This window comes from Streptomyces sp. L500, assembly GCF_054551825.1.
On sequence record NZ_JBTOLC010000006.1, the window covers coordinates 50,601 to 65,772 of the forward strand.

The following is a 15,172-nucleotide window of genomic DNA, read 5'->3' on the forward strand; positions in this document are numbered from 1 at the left end:
GGATCGGCATGGCCATCAGCAGGCGCACACTCCTGACAGCGGCGGGCACGGGGCTGGCGGCGACCGCCGCCTGGGGCGCCACGGCGACGACCGGCGCGGCGCGGGCCGATACGAAGAGGGCCGGCGACGCGTGGGGCGCGTCCAGGGCGGCCAAGGTCGCGGAGAGCGACTGGACGGCCCTCGGCAAGGGCCTCGCCGGCGGCCTCGTCCGCCCCGGCGACGCCGACTACACCGCCGCCCGTCAGCTCTACAACACGCGCTTCGACGCGCTGCGCCCGGCCGCGATCGCCTACGTCGCCGGCACCCCGGACATCACCGAGGCCCTGGCCTTCGCCCGCCGCTTCTCCATACCCGTCTCCATCCGCAACGGCGGCCACAGCTACGCGGGCTGGTCGAGCGGCAACGGCCGGCTGGTCATCGACGTCTCCCGGCTCAGGAGCGTCCGCACGCCGTCCGCGTCCGGCGCCGTCATCGGCGCCGGCGCCAAGCTCATCGACGTGTACACGAGCCTGGCCGCGCACGGCGTGACCATCCCGGCGGGTTCCTGCCCCACCGTCGGGGTCTCCGGGCTCACGCTGGGCGGCGGGCACGGCGTCCTCTCCCGCGCCTACGGTCTCACCTGCGACAACCTCACCGGCGCCACGATCGTCACCGCCGACGGCAAGACCCTCGACTGCGACGCCACCCGCGACTCCGACCTGTTCTGGGCCTTGCGCGGCGCGGGCAACGGCAACTTCGGCGTCGTCACCGAGCTCCGCTTCCGCACCCACGCCGTCGGCGAGGGGGTGACGGGATACGTCTCCTTCCCCTGGTCCAAGGCCGCCGCCGTCGTGCGGGCCTGGCAGGAGTGGGGACCGAGCCGGCCGGACGAGATCTGGTCCGCCTGCGACCTGTCGGTCGCGGCGGGCGGCACCCCCCGCATATCCGTCGCCGCGTTCACGATCGGCTCGTACGGGGACCTGGAGAACGCCTACGACGAGCTGATCGGCAAAGTGGCCGGGGCGAGCGGCGGCAGCGACGGCATCGGGACGGTCCGGCTGCGCCGCCACTCCTACCTCGACACGGTCCGCGCCTACGCCGGCTGCGGCGGCGACACGACCTCCGAGCAGTGCCACCTCCCGGGCACCACTCCGGGCCGCGAGTCCTCCGGGAAGCTGGAGCGCGAGACGTACGCGGCGCGCTCGGACTTCTTCGACCGCGCGCTCGACGACGCGGGCGTCCGCACGCTGCTCGACCAGCTGGAACGCTTCGGGCGCGGGGTCAAGGGCGGCGGCGCCTCGGTGCAGCTGACGGCCCTGGGCGGCGCGGTCAACCGCGTCAAGCCACTGGACACGGCCTTCGTGCACCGGAGCTCGCGCATGCTGGCCCAGTACCTCACGTCCTGGGCGGCGGGCGGGCCGGGCACCGCGCAGACCGCCTGGCTGGACGGCACGCGCACGGCCATGGGCCGCCACGCCTCGGGCGCCGCCTACCAGAACTACACGGACGCGGGCCTGACGGACTGGCGCAGGGCCTACTACGGTGACGCGGCGGAGCGGCTGGCGGAGCTGAAGCGGCGGTACGACCCGAAGCGCGTCTTCGACTTCCCCCAGGCGCTCTGACGCACGCGCGCACCGGCCTGACGCACGAGCGCACCGGCCGGTCCCCGCAGGCGTAAAAGCGGCGGGGCCCGGCCGGCGTGGCACGTCAGGCCGCCGGGGCCGCCTCGACGATCGACACGGCCGATCCGGTCGGCACGACGCGGAGCAGCCGCAGCCCCGCCTCGGTGAACAGCCGGCGGAAGTCCTCCTCACCGCGCTCCCGGCCGTTCAGCGCGGTCATCATCAGCACGTCGAGGACCTTCCCGGGGTGCGGAGCGTTGCCCTGCGGGATGACGCAGTCGACGGCGAGGAGACGGCTGTCGGCGCTCATGCCGGCGCGGCACGCGCGCAGGATGCGGACGCACTCCTCGTCGGTCCAGTCGTGGAGGATCCGCTTGAGGAGGTAGACGTCGGCTCCGGCCGGGACGGACGTGAAGAAGTCACCGGGCCGGACCTCCCAGCGTCCGGCCAGCTCGGGCACGTCGAGCGAGTGTCCGCGCAGCACGGCGTCCCGGTCGTAGAGGACGCCCGTGAGCCCCGGGTTGCGCACCAGCGTCCGGCCGAGCAGCCCGCCGCGCCCGCCGCCGACGTCCACGACCGTGCCCTTCGCCGGGAAGGAGTACGCGGCGGCGACCGCGTCGTCCTCGCCGGCGGAGACGTTGGCCATGCCCCGGTCGAACGCCTCGCCCGCGTCGGGCTCGCGGGACAGGTACTCGAAGAAGGGGGCGCCGTAGATCTCGTCGAAGACGGAGCGTCCGGTGCGCACGGTGTCCTCCAGCCGCGTGGCGGGCCGCACGAAGGACTCGTCCGTGGCCATGAGAACGGCCTCGCGCAACGACGACGGGGTGTCGGAGCGCAGGCGTTCGGCCAGGGGCGTGAGGTGGAAGGCGCCCTTGTCGTCCTCGTGGAAGACGTCCCTGGTGGCGAGGAGCCGCAGTATCCGGCGCAGGTGTCCTTCGGAGGCGCCGGTCAGCGCGGCGAGCTCGTCCGCGCCACGGGGGCCGTCGGCGAGGTGGTCGGCCACGCCGAGTCGCGCGGCCGTGCGCAGCGCGGCGGAGTGGAGATAGCCCAGCGCGTAGTCGGTGAGGCGTGCGGCGAGCGGATCGGTGGCGGTGTGGTCCATCGGGGCTGCCTCCATAGCGGTTCCGAAGTGGCGTTCCGAAGTGCCGGTCGTCCGGCATATGCGGGGCCGTACGACTCCACGATGACCGCGCCGCCCGCCCGGCCGCCAGGGCATCTCACGCCACTTCGTGCCCGTTTCAACGACGGAGGCCGGGGCGACCGTTGCGGGGAGTCCCGGGCCGCGCCACGATGCCAGGATGCGGTTCTCGGTGAACGTACCCAACTTCGGTGACTTCTCCGACGCCAGGAACGTGGCGACCCTGGCCGTGGCCGCCGAGGAGGCGGGGTGGGACGGAGTGTTCCTGTGGGATCACGTCGTCCACCGGAAGGACTTCCCCCGCCCCGTCGGTGATCCGTGGATGCTGCTCACGGCGGCCGCGCTGGCCACGACGCGCATCAGGCTGGGCACGCTGGTCACGCCCGTGCCCCGGCGGCGGCCGCACCAGCTGGCACGGCAGGTGGCGACGCTGGACCGGATCAGCGGCGGCCGGGTCGTCTTCGCGGCGGGACTGGGCGGGCCGGTCGAGGACGAGTACGGCAGCTTCGGCGAGCCCACCGACGAAGTCCTGCTCGCCGAGCGCCTGGACGAAGGGCTGGGCCTCCTGGAGGAGTACTGGACCGGCGAGCCGGTCACCCACCACGGCCGCCACTTCCACGCGGACGACGTGGCACTGCTGCCGGCGCCCGTGCAGCGCCCGCGGCCACCCGTGTGGATCGCCGGCTTCTGGCCGCACCGCAGGCCCATGCGGCGCGCGGCCCGCTGGGACGGCGCGGTGCCCCTGTTCGAGTCGGCGGGGCACGGCAGCGCCCCTGCCGTGGGCGAGCTGCGCGACCTGGTGGCCTACGTCCACCGGCACCGGCCCGACGACCGCCGCGACGCGCCCTTCGAGGTGGTTGTCGGAGGCGTCTCCCCCGGGCAGGACGCGGCCGCCGCGCGGGACGTCGTCGGGCCCCTCCTCGACGCGGGCGCCACGTGGTGGGACGAACGGCTCCCCCTCCGCGACCCGCGCCTCTCCCACCTCGGCACGGTCCTCCGCCGCACCGAGCAGGGGCCGCCCCGGCTCTGACCCGGCGGCGGCCGGCCTTAGCGCATCAGACCGGCGCGGCGCCACCAGTGGTGCTGGGCCGGGGTGATCATTCCGACGTCCTGGAGGAAGGCGACCACCTTCGCGCCGGAGCGCAGCCGGAACTCCCTGTGGTGGGGGTTCCGGCTCGCCTCGCGCCGGGCCCGGACGGGATCGAGGCCGGCGTTGGCGTAGAGGCTCGGGTCGAGGAGGCCCGGAATGATCAGGCTCGCGGCCAGCCCCGTGAGTTCGCGATGGCAGGCGAGGCGTCGCCGCGAGGCCCCGCGTACGGCGTCGCGCAGTTCCGTCCGGGCGAAGCCCACATGGCGGGCTTCCTCCGCGACGTGAACGCGGCAGATCTGGCGGACCAGGGGATGGACGCGTTCGTCCGCGAGGAGCGCGCGCTGGTAATGGTCCAGCACCTCTTCGACCACCAGTGTGATGGCGAAGGTGGTGAGGTCCTGGAAGAGCGGCTCGCCCAGCGGAAACAGGCGGCGAACGCTCGCGGGCAGAGGATAGACCGGGCAGCCGAGAGCGCTCAGACAACGCCCGAACATCTTCATGTGGCGTGTTTCGTCGCCCAGTTCCGTGAGTGCGTAGTGACCGCGCGGGTCGGTGGGGGCCAGCGACGTCAGGTGACGGGAGAACATGCGCAGGACCAGCAGCTCGACCCAGTACCCCATGCTCATGTAGCTGGCCAGTTCCTGACGGGAGAGTTCGACGCGCTGCCGCGTGTCCATCCGGTCCCACAAGGCAGCCCCGTACAGCGACACCAGCTCGGGCGGGACGAACCAGGCGTCGTCCGGTGCGCGGACCTCCCAGTCGACGTCCCTGTCGGGGTCGAAGGAGCAGGTGGCGGAGGCACGCAGCAGGCGTTGCGCCACGGCTGCGGGGCCAGGGGACGGGGAGGGGGTACGGGTCGTCATCTAGCGCCGACGGCCGTTCAGGCGCAGGGCGGAGCACATCGCGAGGTCCACGGCGGCGGGCGGGATCAGGCGTGCGGCCCGGGCCATCGCCGCTTCGTAACCGACGCCGTAGCGGCGGCGGGGCACCCGGTCGGTCAGCGCCCGGCGGACCGCGCGGGCGACGGTTTCGGGGCCGGGCGGCTTCCGGGCGACGACGATCCGGCGGGCGCGGCCGTAGGCCGCCTCGTATCGCGAGCCCGGAGGGGCGAGTCGCGCGAGCGCTCCGGAGACCATCGGTGTGTCGACGGTTCCCGGCTCGACGAGCGAGACCCGTACTCCGCTTCCGGCGAGCTCCCTGCGCAGGGTGTCGGTCAGGGCCTCCAGCGCGAACTTGCCGGCGGAGTACCAGCCGTTGAAGGGAACGGCGATCAGTCCTCCGGCGGAGCTCATCTGGATGATGCGGCCCTCGCCCCGCCGGCGCATTCCGGGCAGGATCAGCCGCGTCATCCGGGCGACGCCCAGCAGATTGACCTCCAGCACGGCGCGCGCGTCCGCCTCGGACACGTCCTCGAAGGCGCCGGGGTTCACGATGCCCGCGTTGTTCACCAGGGCCCAGGGGCCGCCGTCGGTCTGTTCGTCGATCTCGGCGACGGCGTCCTGGCAGGAGCGGGGGTCGGTGACGTCCAGGAGGACCGTGCGCAGGGTGTGGCCGTGTTCGGCCGCCTCGGCGGTGAGTTTCCCGGCCTTTTCCGTGGTCCGGGCGGTGGCGATGACGTGGAAGCCATGGGCGGCCAGGTCCAGGGCGGTGGCCCGGCCGATGCCGCTGGTGGCTCCGGTGATGACGACGGTCTTCTTCACAGGGCTGATTCCTCGGGTTGGTCGATGAGCGCTGTGCGAAGTTCGGTCAGGGACTCAGCGATGAGGCCCGGAAGACGGCCCGCGTCGCCCACGAAGGGCCGCAGAAGGCAGTGCACGGTGATCTCCGTGCGGCCTACGGTGACGAGGAATCCCGCGGTCTGCTTGGGGGGCCTCGCCGGTACGGCGAGCAGTTCGTCGGCCCCCGCCTCGGCGAGGTCGACGGCGGGAATGATCGTGACCATGGGCCGGGGTTTCTCCCCCGCGAGCACCACATGGGCGAAGAGCCAGCCGAGCAGGTTCGGGGCGCGGTACAGGGCGGTGAGGAGCTTCCGGAAGTCATTGACCTCCCGGTAGTCGGCCTGTTCGGCGATCCGTCGCAGGCGTCGCACCGGCGAGGGTTCGGTGCAGGGCAGGGTCAGGGGCAGGCCGGCGACACGGTTTCCCAGGCAGTTCGTCTCGCGCGGGGCACGCAGGCTCATGGCGAGGTACGCGGGCAGGCCCCGGCGCTGCCGACGATCGAGGGCGCCGGTCCAGTGCCCGGGAGTCCAGGCCCGTAGCGCCCCGCAGAGCACCGCCAGGCAGATCTGCGCGGTCCCGGCTCCGGTGCGACGGCCGATGTCGTCGAAGTCCGAGCGGTCCAGGACGGCTGTGTGCCGTCGCCATTCCTCGGAGGCGCCGGGTTCGTCGGCCGGCAGCCAGCGGGCGCTGGGCAGGAAGAAGCGTGACGTGAGGCGCAGGCCGACGCGCAGGGCGCGGCCAGACAGCCTGTCCCCGGGCGGCTGGGCGGGGACGAACGGCAGCCGCTCGCCCATGCCGCTGAAGAGGGCTTTTCCCGTCATCGAGATGGCGATGCCGTCCTGAAGGACGTGGGAGACCCGGTAGGCCAGCAGGTGCTCGTCGGCGCGGTAGCCGCTGATGATCTGCACGCTCCACGGCGGGCGGCCGGGATGCCACGGCCGTTCCACCGCTTCCCTCATGCACTGCTCGAGGGTCCGGCCGGCCGGGAACCGGAGTTCTTCGACGTGATGGCGCAGGTCCACGTCGCAGGGCTCGAAGTACCGGTTCCACCGGCGACCGCCCACGCGGTGGCCGAGCGCGGGAATCCGGTCGGTCACATCGGCCAGCCGGGCGCGGACGTCCTCCGCCGTGGGTGGGCCGCCGCGTCTGCGCAACGCGACGATCGCGTTCCAGTCGCGACTGTCCTGCAGATGGATGGACTTGTCTCCCACGCTGAAGGGCACCGCGCCCTCCGCCGTTCGACGCGTACGTGTGAACATGCCGAGCCGCTTGACGGTGACTTGAGCAGTCCTCATGGAACCATGTTCCATCTTGACCGCAATATTCCCTTTTGCGACACAATACCTCCCTTTATTGCTATTTGATGATGTGAAGGAGGCGGATTCCGTGGCACGGCTACGAGCCCGCGGGAACCGGTGGTGCGTACTGGCGTGGGCCGTTCTCGCGCTGGCCGCGTGCCTCGCCCTCCCGGCCGGGCTCGGTCATCTGCGCGGCGCCGTACCGGAGTTGCCGGGCAGTTCCTCCGCCCGCGCCGCCGCGCTCGTCGCGCGCGGCATGCCACGGCTCGGCACCGAGCAGCTGGTCCTCGCCTTCGACTCCCCCACCCTGCGCGCCGACGAAGCCCCGTACCGCCGCGCCGTGACGGCCACCGCCCGAGCCATGGCGGCAGCGCCCGGGGTGGGGCAGGTGCTCACCGTCCCGGACACCCCGGGCGTCGACCCCCACCACGCTTATCTGATCTTCGGGGCCCGGGGCGACGCCGACACCCGGCAGCGGCTGTTGCCCGTATGGCGCGCCACCGCCCACCACGCCACCGCCACCGCCTCCGGCGGCCGGGTCACCGTCGCGCTGACCGGCGGGACGCCCGTCTTCACCGCCCTGCGCGACGCGGATCTGCGCGACCTGCGGTACGTGGAGGCCGCGACCGTACCGGCCGCCCTGCTGCTGCTCGTCCTGGGGCTGGGCTCGGCGGGATCCGCCCTGGTGCCGTTGGCGGCGGCCGGGTTGGGAGTCCTCGTGAGCGCCGGGTCGCTCGCCGCCCTCACCTTCCTGCTGCCCGTCGACAGCATGGCGCTGACCGTCGCCACCACCGTCGGCTTCGGTCTCGGCCTCGACTACACCCTTCTCGTCCTGCTCCACTACCGCCGTCACCGCGACCACGGGCTCGCCCCGCGCGCGGCGGCCGACCGCGCGCGGGCGACGGCGGGGCGGGCGGTGCTGTGGTGCGCGGCGGCGGTGCTCGTCACCAGCGCGGCCCTGTTGACCGTACCGCTGGGCTTCGTCCGCACGATGGCGCTGGCCACCGGTCTCTCCACCGTGGTCACCGCGGCCGTGGCGACCACGGCCCTGCCCGCCGTCCTGCCCCGCCTGGACCGGCTGCCGGCTTGGGGCCGGGTCCGGCGCGGGCGCCCCCAGCGGGGGCGCTGGGAGCGCTGGGCCGAGCACATGATGCGCCGCCCCTGGCCGTATCTCCTCGGCGCCGTCGCCGTCCTCGCCCTCGCCGCCGTGCCGGCGGGCGACCTGCGGCTCGGGCTGCGGGTGGACCGCTCGGCGATTGCCCACAGCGCGGCGGGAGCCGGCCTGGCCCGGCTGGAACGGGACGGGCTGGCCGACATCGCCCTGATCGCCCTCCCCCACCGCGCCGGAACGGACCCCGTGGACACCACCACCCTGGTCGACGCGCTGCACGCCGACCCGCGCGTCACCACCGTCGGCGCCGTGGACAACGGGCGCGACCTGACGGTCGTCACCGTCACCGACCGCCTCCCCGTGGACAGCCCCGGGGCCCGCCGGCTCGTCCATGACATCCGGTCACTCGCCACCCGCACCCTGCCGCCGGGCCAACCGGTGTACACCGGCGGTCCCGCCGCCACCCTGGCCGACTTCGTCGGCGCGCTGCGCTCCGCCCTGTGGCAGGTCGGCGCGCTCGCCCTCGCCGGCTCGCTCCTGGTGATGCTGGTGGCCTTCCGCAGCCTGCTCGTCCCGGTCAAGGCCCTGGCCATGAACGCCCTGTCGACGGCGGCCGCCTTCGGGCTGCTCGCCTCGCTCACCCGGAACACGGCGGGAACGGTCAACCTCGCGGTGCCGCTGCTGGCCCTGACGATCGTCTTCGGACTGTCCCTGGACTACGAGGTCTTCCTCGTCCACCGCATCACCGCCCACTACCGCGCGGACGGCGACTGCCGCCGGGCCGTGGCGCGCGGGCTGAGCGAGACCGCCCGTCCCATCACGCTCGCGGCGGCCACCATGGCCGTCGTCTTCGCCGGACTCATGGCCACCCACCGCCAGGACTTCCGCCAGACCGGCTTCCTCGTCGCCACCGCCGTGCTCCTGGACGTCACGCTGATCCGCCTGGTGGTCGTACCGGCACTCATGCGGTTGCTCGGCCATCGCAACTGGTGGCTGCCACGACCGCTGCGCCGGCTGCTGCCCCCGTTCCCCGCCGCCGCGCTGCCCCCGCAACGACCGGCCCCGCCCGCGCCGGTGACCACCTCGCCCGTCCACCCCCAAGGAGACCCCTTGTGACCCCGCCACGCCTCCTCCGCCCGCTCAGGACCGCCGTCGCCGCCCTGCTCGCGTCGACGGCCCTCGCCACCGCCCCGGCCCCCGCGACCGCCGCCCCCACCGACCCGCGCACCGTACTGCGCTGCCGCGTCGCGACGGCCACCGAACGGCCGATCACGTTCTCCCCCGAACTCACCCTCCAGCCCCGGACCATCCGGGTCACCGGCACCTTCCGCGTGACCCACTGCACCTCACCGGACGGCTCCGAACCACGCCTGCGCGGCGGGATGGCGATGGTCCAGGGCAATGCCCTGGCCAGTTGCACCGGTGCCTCGCGGATCACCGGTTCCGGCAGGATCGTCTGGTACGACAGCGCGGGCCGCCACGCGGGCGTCTCCCGTTTCCGGCCCCTCCGGGACACGTCGAACGGCCACAACCCCGGCGACGCCTTCCTCGGCGGCGTCGTCACCAGCGGGCCGCTCACCGGAGCGCGCCTGTCGGGCAAGGCCACCCCCACCAATGACGTGAGTCAGTGCGCCGGCCTGGGCTTGCGCACGGTGTACGGCACGGGCAGGGTCAGGTTCCTGCGATGAACCACGACGGCGCCGTCCCGCCATCCCCCGGCCTTCCCCGCCACAGCACGATCTCCCGGGTCGCCGTCCACACGCCGCCCGGCCGCCAGACCGGCGAGGAGATCGAGGACGAGATCCGGGCCCGCAACCCGGGCGTCCGGCTCCTTCCCGGGCTGCTGCGGCAGATGTACGGCTTCGAGGAGCGCCGCGTGGCACCCGCCGGCACCTGGCCCTCCGACCTGGCCGCGGCGGCCGGGCGCCGCGCCCTGGACCGGGCGGGACTCGGTCCGGACGCCGTCGACCTGCTGATCTACGCCTCCGCGAGCGAGGACGTGGAGGAACCGGCCACGGCTCACATCGTCGCCCACAAGCTGGGCGTCACCGCGCCGGTCTTCGACGTCCAGAACGCCTGCAACGGCGTCCTCAACGCCGTCGAGGTCGCCGACGCCCTGATCCGGGCAGGCCGCTACGACCGCGTGCTCGTCACCACCGGGGAGCTCGGCAGCGCCCTGTCCCGGCTCCCGGCGCGGCACCAGGACGAACTCGCCGCGCTCCTCCCCGCGTACACCCTCGGCGACCTGGGCGCCGCCCTCCTCCTGGAGGCGAGCGACCACCCCGGAGTGCTCGGAGCGGCCTTCCACGCCAACTCCGCCGGCTGGCGGGCCGCGACCGTCACCAACCCGTACTACACTCCCCGGTTCGGCTCGCAGTCCGTACGCTTCGACTCCCACGCCCTGGCCGCCTCCTTCACCGGCATGGAAGGGGCGGCGTTCGACGCCCTGCACACCATCGGCCGCACGACGGGCGACATCCACCTCTGCTGCGTCCATCAGGCGTCGGTCCCCTTCACCCACGCCATCCTCGAAGCCCTCGGCGTTCCCGGGGAAAGAGCCGTCTCCACCTTCCCCCGCTACGGCAACGTCGCCACCGCGACCCTGCCGTTGCAACTCGTCGAGGCGGAGCGGCGGGGGATGCTGCGCCCCGGCGACCTGGTGGCCCTGTTCGGGCTGGCCAGCGGCGCCTCCCTCGGCATGCTCCTCATGACATGGCACCCGTCCGGAACACCGAGGCCACCCGCCCAGCGGACGCGGCAGCACACCACCTCCCTCGTGCCCTGACCGGCGGAACCGTCCACGACCGAACCGAAAGGAAACACACCATGACCGACACCTACGCCGTCATCCACTCCATCCTGACCACGACCTTCCGGGTGCCGGACCACGAGATCGGGCCCCAGGTCACCCTGGAGCAGCTCCAGTTGGACTCCCTCGCGCTCGCCGAGCTCGCCCTCCTCCTCGAAGAGCGGATCGGGGTGAAGCTCGACAGCGAGCACGCCACCCGCTTCACCACGCTCGCCGAGATCACCGACCACCTGGACGCCCTGCGGCGCGGGGAGGCGGTGGGAGCCCCGTGAACCCGCCGGGACCATCGGTCGCCGTCACCGGCCTCGGCCTGGTCACCCCGGCCGGGGACGGTGTCGACGCCACGTGGACGGGCGTCCTCGAGGGCCGGGGCACGGCGGCCCGCGACCCCCTGCTCGACGGCCTCCCCATGGACTTCTCCTGCCGCGTGCCCCTCGGCGAGGACGACCTCGACCGTCGCGTCGGGCGGACGTCCTGGCGCATGGGCAGGCCGGCGAAGCTCGCCGTCCTGGCCGCCCGCGAGGCGGTGCGGGACGCGGGGCTGGACCCGGCCGGCTGGGACGGTTCCCGCGTGGCCATCGTCATGGGGTGCGGCATGGGCAATATGGAGCAGGTCGAGGAGCAGTACCGGCGCCTGGGCCGGCGCGGCCCCGACGCCGTCTCGCCGCTCGCCATCCCCATGATCATCCCCAATCTCGGCGCCGGCGAGGTCTCCATCGACCTGAAGGCGCGGGGGCCGAACCTCGCCCCGGCGACCGCCTGCGCCTCCGGCGCCACGGCCATCGCCGTGGCACGCGACCTGCTGGCCTCGGGCGCGTGCGACGTGGCGGTGGCCGGGGGCGTGGAGTCGGCCATCAGCCGTCTTTCGACCACCGGATTCCGCAACATGGGCGCCCTGTCCGGACGGACCGACGCGGTCGGCGAGGCGTCCCGCCCGTTCGCGCCCGACCGGGACGGCTTCGTGATGGCCGAGGGCGCCGGCGTCCTCGTCCTGGAGCGTGCCGGGGACGCCGTCGCTCGTGGCGCCCGTCCCCGTGCCCTGCTCACCGGCTGCGGCAGCACCTCGGACGCCCACCACCCCACCGCGCCGCCCGAGGGAGCCCCCGGCGCGGAGGCCGCCCTGCGCACCGCGCTCGGCGAGGCCGGGCTCGCGTCGTACGAGATCGACCACGTGAACGCGCACGGCACGTCCACCCCGCTCAACGACGCCACGGAGGCGGCGTTGATCGCCCGGGTCCTGCCGCACCGGCCCACCGTCACCGCGCCCAAGGGCGTCCTCGGCCACACCCTCGGCGCGGCCGGGGCGATCGAGGCGGCGCTGACCGTCCTGACGATCCAGCACCGCCTCGTACCGCCGATCGCCAACCTCACGGCGCCCGCACCGGAGTTCGACATCGACTGTGTGACCAAGCAGCCACGCCGTCAGGACGTCCGCGCGGCCGTCAGCCACTCCTTCGGCTTCGGTGGCCACAACGTCGTCCTGGTGCTCACGGCCCCCTGAGCGCCCGTCACACTCGGAGCGTCACACCCCGCACGTCACGCTCCGAGTGTGGCGAGCAGTTCGTCCCGGCCGCTCACCCCGGTCTTGCGGAACACCGTCTTCACATGCGTGTTGACCGTGTGGAGGGACACGCTCAGGCTGCGGGCGATCTGCTTGGGCGCCGCGCCGGAATGCAGGTGCTGGACGATCTGGCGTTCGCGGGCGGTGAGGCCGTGCCAGGCCGAGAACACGGGCAGCAGCAGGTCACCGGTGGCCTCCTGGAGGATCACCGCGACATCGCCCGTACCGTCCGCGTCGAGCGGCTGCGCGTGCACGGCGACCCTGCGGCCGAGAAACGCGGCGGGACTGCAGGCGACCGGTGCGGGAGCGCTCGGATCGATCAGGTGGCGCCGCGCGGCGAGGGTGATCTCACGCATCGACACCATCGGCATCCACTCCGGTGCCATGCCGTGCGCCGGATCGATCTCCCCCAGCCACGCCCGCGCCTCGGGGGTGAGGGAACGCACCTCGTTGTCGGCACCGACGATGACGACTCCGGCCGGCAGATACGGCCGGGCGGTACGGGGTTCACCGGCGGTGGCGTACCGGCGCAGCAAGGTGATCAGTGGTGAGGAGATCCGGGAGAGCCGCTCGGCGTCGTCGGGGCCGAAGGCCCTGCCGCCCTCCGACCTCAGCAGGGACAGCAGGCCCCACAGGCCCCGGCCGTCCCGGAGCAGCAACCGCAGCTCGCAGCCGGCGCCGTGCGCCGTCAGGATCTCCAGGGCACGCCGACGCCCGGGCGACCTCGGTGGGGATCCCGGTGCGGGTCGCGGTGGAGGCGCCGGTGCGGCGCGGTCGTCCCCGCCGATCAGGCCCACGGGCGCCGGCAGCCGGGCGACGTCGACCGGGCTGAAGGGGTCGCCACCCAGATAGGACTCGTACAACTGGTCCCGGACGAGACCGGGGCTGAACGTGTGCAGGAACCCGAACGAGACCGCTCCGGTGACCGGGTTCATCCCGAACAGCCGCAACCCGTCGTGCGCCACGCAGGGGCCGATCGCCCGCGAGACCAGCTCGGCCAGTTCGTCGCGGACGAACCGCTCCCCCACCGCCGCTTCCAGACGGCGTGCCACCTGGGACACATCTCCGCGCACCGGTTACCGCCAACCGACGTCTTCCCTCCGGCCTTCAGCATGCCGGGGCCACGGGGAGGGCGGGAAGCCGCGGGTCCGCTGAGCGGACCATGACGGGCCGCGCCGTCCTCGACCGCCTCCGCCGCGCGGCGCGTCAGACGGTCGAGCCCAGCAGGGTGCCGACCCCGTAGGTCACCGCCATGGCCAGCGCCCCGCCGATCACATTGCGCAGCGCCGCCGGGCCGACGGTGGCGCCGCCGAGCCGGGCGCCCGCCCAGCCGGTGGCGACGAGGGTGGCGAGGACGGAGAGGACGGTCACCGGGAGCCGCCAGTCGGCCGGCGGCAGGACGATCAGCAGCAGGGGCAGCAGCGCACCGGCGGTGAAGGAGAGGAAGCTGGCCACGGCCGCGGCCCAGGGATTGGTGAGGTCGTCCGGGTCGATGCCGAGCTCCACGCGCGCGTGCGCCCGCAGCGCGTCGTTCCCGCTGAGTTCCCGGGCGGCGGCCTGGGCCACGCCATGGCTCAGGCCGCGCCGCTCCAGCGCGGCGGTCAGCGCCGCGAACCCGGCGCGGGGATGCGCGCGCAGCTCCTTCTCCTCCAGCTCCAGCGCCGCCCGCTGCGCGTCGCGCTGGGCGCAGACGGACACGTACTCGCCGGCGGCCATCGAGAGCGAACCGGCCAGCAGGCCCGCCAGCCCGGCGGTCAGCAGGGTGCCCCGTTCCTCGGTCGCGCCGGCGATGCCGACGACGAGTCCGGCGGTGGACACCACTCCGTCGTTGGCGCCGAGGACAGCGGCACGCAGCCAGTTGAGCCGTCCTTCGGTGGCCTGGACGGGCCCGGCGTGGTGCGGCGGGTCGTGATCGCTCACGGGGCAAGGATCCCGTCGGGCCGGGCGGGGCCGGCGCACGGCGCGCCGGAGCCCGAATTTCCTGTGATTGTCAGCCAGTTGGCGCGCATTCTCCCTCTGTGACATAAAGGACGACATGGCGGATACGTTCAGGAACGCCGAGGCCGAAATCAAGATCATCCTTGCGGGCGGGACGGCGGAGGACGCACGCCGGGCCCTGGGGCTGGAGCCCGGGAACGGCAAACGCCTCGGCATCCACTTCTGGGACGCCCCCCGGGAGGACGGCGAGGGCATCCGCCTCCCCCTGGCGGAGGCCGGGGCCATCATCCGGCTGCGCAGGCCGGACAGGGGTGGCGGGGGAGACAAGGGCGGCAAGGGGGACAAGAGCGATCTCACGGCGAAGCTCCGGCCGTGCGACCCGGCCGCCCTGCCCGCGAAATGGCGCGAGAACCGCGGCGGCAAGGGGTGGGAGTTCAAGGTCGAGGAGGACTGGAGCGGCAGCGACCGCGTCTGGTCGGCCTCGCTCAAGGTGGACGGGACCTTCGAGCCGCCCGCCTCCGGCGAGGGGAACGGGCCCGCCGCCTGGCCGCCCCCGCTCACCCCCGACCAGCGCGACCTGCTGGCGCACGCCGGGATCACCGACGACGGCCTGCGGGACACCGTCGCCCTCGGCCCGGTGAGGGCCGTCCGGTGGAAACTCTCGCGGCCGGACCTGGCCCGGCCGCTCACCGCCGAGTTCTGGAGCGTCGGCGACGACGGCCCGTGCTTCCTCGAACTGTCCCTGCGCGCCCCGCACGCCGACGCCCCGGGCGCCCAGCAGCTCCTGGAGCGCATCGTGCTGGAGCAGGGCCTCCGGCCCGCTCCACGGCAGGCGTCGAAGACCCAGACGGTCATGACCGAGCTCGCCCGCAACCATCTGCGCGGGGCGGTGTGACACGTCCGGCGGC

14 protein-coding genes are annotated in these 15,172 nt (G+C 73.7%); 8 read left to right on the forward strand and 6 right to left on the reverse strand.

Annotated elements, in window-relative coordinates; translation table 11 throughout:
- Positions 1-14: 14 nt before the first annotated feature.
- Entirely contained in the window at positions 15-1,601 is a 1,587-nt protein-coding gene (locus ACX9I7_RS08865) for an FAD-binding oxidoreductase (RefSeq protein ID WP_459387072.1), read from the forward strand.
- 85 nt (positions 1,602-1,686) lie between these two features.
- On the opposite strand, the gene ACX9I7_RS08870 is transcribed toward ACX9I7_RS08865, so the two are convergent.
- Positions 1,687-2,703 carry a methyltransferase gene (locus ACX9I7_RS08870; protein WP_459386990.1) on the reverse strand — a complete coding sequence of 339 codons (1,017 nt, stop codon included), beginning with the start codon at positions 2,701-2,703 and terminating at the stop codon, positions 1,687-1,689.
- Positions 2,704-2,899: 196 nt separating this feature from the next.
- On the opposite strand from ACX9I7_RS08870, the gene ACX9I7_RS08875 reads away from it, so the two are divergent.
- Positions 2,900-3,769, forward strand: coding sequence for an LLM class flavin-dependent oxidoreductase (locus ACX9I7_RS08875; protein ID WP_459386991.1), 870 nt, complete (start codon positions 2,900-2,902; stop codon positions 3,767-3,769).
- Between the two features lie 17 nt (positions 3,770-3,786).
- Here ACX9I7_RS08875 and ACX9I7_RS08880 read toward each other — a convergent pair whose 3' ends face one another.
- The 3 genes from ACX9I7_RS08880 to ACX9I7_RS08890 are packed head-to-tail and all read right to left on the reverse strand — an operon-like array spanning position 3,787 to position 6,842.
- On the reverse strand, positions 3,787-4,650 hold the full coding sequence (locus ACX9I7_RS08880; RefSeq protein ID WP_459386992.1) for an AurF N-oxygenase family protein: 864 nt from the start codon (positions 4,648-4,650) through the stop codon (positions 3,787-3,789).
- 42 nt (positions 4,651-4,692) lie between these two features.
- Positions 4,693-5,529, reverse strand: coding sequence for an SDR family oxidoreductase (locus ACX9I7_RS08885; protein WP_459386993.1), 837 nt, complete (start codon positions 5,527-5,529; stop codon positions 4,693-4,695).
- Entirely contained in the window at positions 5,526-6,842 is a 1,317-nt protein-coding gene (locus ACX9I7_RS08890) for a wax ester/triacylglycerol synthase domain-containing protein (protein WP_387572336.1), read from the reverse strand. Before ACX9I7_RS08890 ends, ACX9I7_RS08885 begins: the two co-directional genes overlap by 4 nt.
- Positions 6,843-6,933: 91 nt before the next feature.
- Here ACX9I7_RS08890 and ACX9I7_RS08895 point away from each other — a divergent pair, with 91 nt between their 5' ends.
- From ACX9I7_RS08895 to ACX9I7_RS08915, 5 genes are read left to right on the forward strand one after another with little or no spacing between them, the layout of a single operon-like run.
- On the forward strand, positions 6,934-9,072 hold the full coding sequence (locus ACX9I7_RS08895) for an MMPL family transporter (RefSeq protein ID WP_459386994.1): 2,139 nt from the start codon (positions 6,934-6,936) through the stop codon (positions 9,070-9,072).
- A complete protein-coding gene (locus ACX9I7_RS08900; RefSeq protein ID WP_387572342.1) occupies positions 9,069-9,644 on the forward strand; it encodes a hypothetical protein in 576 nt (191 codons plus the stop codon). The genes ACX9I7_RS08895 and ACX9I7_RS08900 overlap by 4 nt, the downstream gene beginning before the upstream one ends.
- Positions 9,641-10,741 carry a 3-oxoacyl-ACP synthase III family protein gene (locus ACX9I7_RS08905; RefSeq protein ID WP_459386995.1) on the forward strand — a complete coding sequence of 367 codons (1,101 nt, stop codon included), beginning with the start codon at positions 9,641-9,643 and terminating at the stop codon, positions 10,739-10,741. Before ACX9I7_RS08900 ends, ACX9I7_RS08905 begins: the two co-directional genes overlap by 4 nt.
- A 41-nt stretch (positions 10,742-10,782) precedes the next feature.
- Positions 10,783-11,037, forward strand: a complete 255-nt coding sequence (locus ACX9I7_RS08910) for a phosphopantetheine-binding protein (RefSeq protein WP_189450255.1) — start codon at positions 10,783-10,785, stop codon at positions 11,035-11,037.
- On the forward strand, positions 11,034-12,266 hold the full coding sequence (locus tag ACX9I7_RS08915) for a beta-ketoacyl-[acyl-carrier-protein] synthase family protein (protein WP_387572347.1): 1,233 nt from the start codon (positions 11,034-11,036) through the stop codon (positions 12,264-12,266). Before ACX9I7_RS08910 ends, ACX9I7_RS08915 begins: the two co-directional genes overlap by 4 nt.
- A 35-nt stretch (positions 12,267-12,301) precedes the next feature.
- Here the strand turns inward: ACX9I7_RS08915 and ACX9I7_RS08920 are convergent, their stop codons facing one another.
- Positions 12,302-13,378 (reverse strand): helix-turn-helix transcriptional regulator, encoded by a 1,077-nt coding sequence (locus ACX9I7_RS08920; protein ID WP_459386996.1) that lies wholly within the window; start codon positions 13,376-13,378, stop codon positions 12,302-12,304.
- A gap of 154 nt (positions 13,379-13,532) precedes the next feature.
- The gene (locus ACX9I7_RS08925) at positions 13,533-14,246 is read right to left on the reverse strand and encodes a VIT1/CCC1 transporter family protein (RefSeq protein WP_387572353.1); all 714 of its coding nucleotides are present in this window, start codon (positions 14,244-14,246) and stop codon (positions 13,533-13,535) included.
- 115 nt (positions 14,247-14,361) lie between these two features.
- Here ACX9I7_RS08925 and ACX9I7_RS08930 point away from each other — a divergent pair, with 115 nt between their 5' ends.
- Positions 14,362-15,159 (forward strand): hypothetical protein, encoded by a 798-nt coding sequence (locus ACX9I7_RS08930; RefSeq protein WP_459386997.1) that lies wholly within the window; start codon positions 14,362-14,364, stop codon positions 15,157-15,159.
- The last annotated feature ends 13 nt before the right edge of the window (positions 15,160-15,172 follow it).

Excerpts from the sequence above, each read along its gene's own strand:
- ACX9I7_RS08870 (WP_459386990.1), bottom strand. The coding sequence starts at position 2,703 with ATGGACCACACCGCCACCGATCCGCTCGCCGCACGCCTCACCGACTAC.
- ACX9I7_RS08875 (WP_459386991.1), top strand. The coding sequence starts at position 2,900 with ATGCGGTTCTCGGTGAACGTACCCAACTTCGGTGACTTCTCCGACGCC.
- ACX9I7_RS08890 (WP_387572336.1), bottom strand. The coding sequence starts at position 6,842 with ATGAGGACTGCTCAAGTCACCGTCAAGCGGCTCGGCATGTTCACACGT.
- ACX9I7_RS08905 (WP_459386995.1), top strand. The coding sequence starts at position 9,641 with ATGAACCACGACGGCGCCGTCCCGCCATCCCCCGGCCTTCCCCGCCAC.
- ACX9I7_RS08910 (WP_189450255.1), top strand. The coding sequence starts at position 10,783 with ATGACCGACACCTACGCCGTCATCCACTCCATCCTGACCACGACCTTC.
- ACX9I7_RS08930 (WP_459386997.1), top strand. The coding sequence starts at position 14,362 with ATGGCGGATACGTTCAGGAACGCCGAGGCCGAAATCAAGATCATCCTT.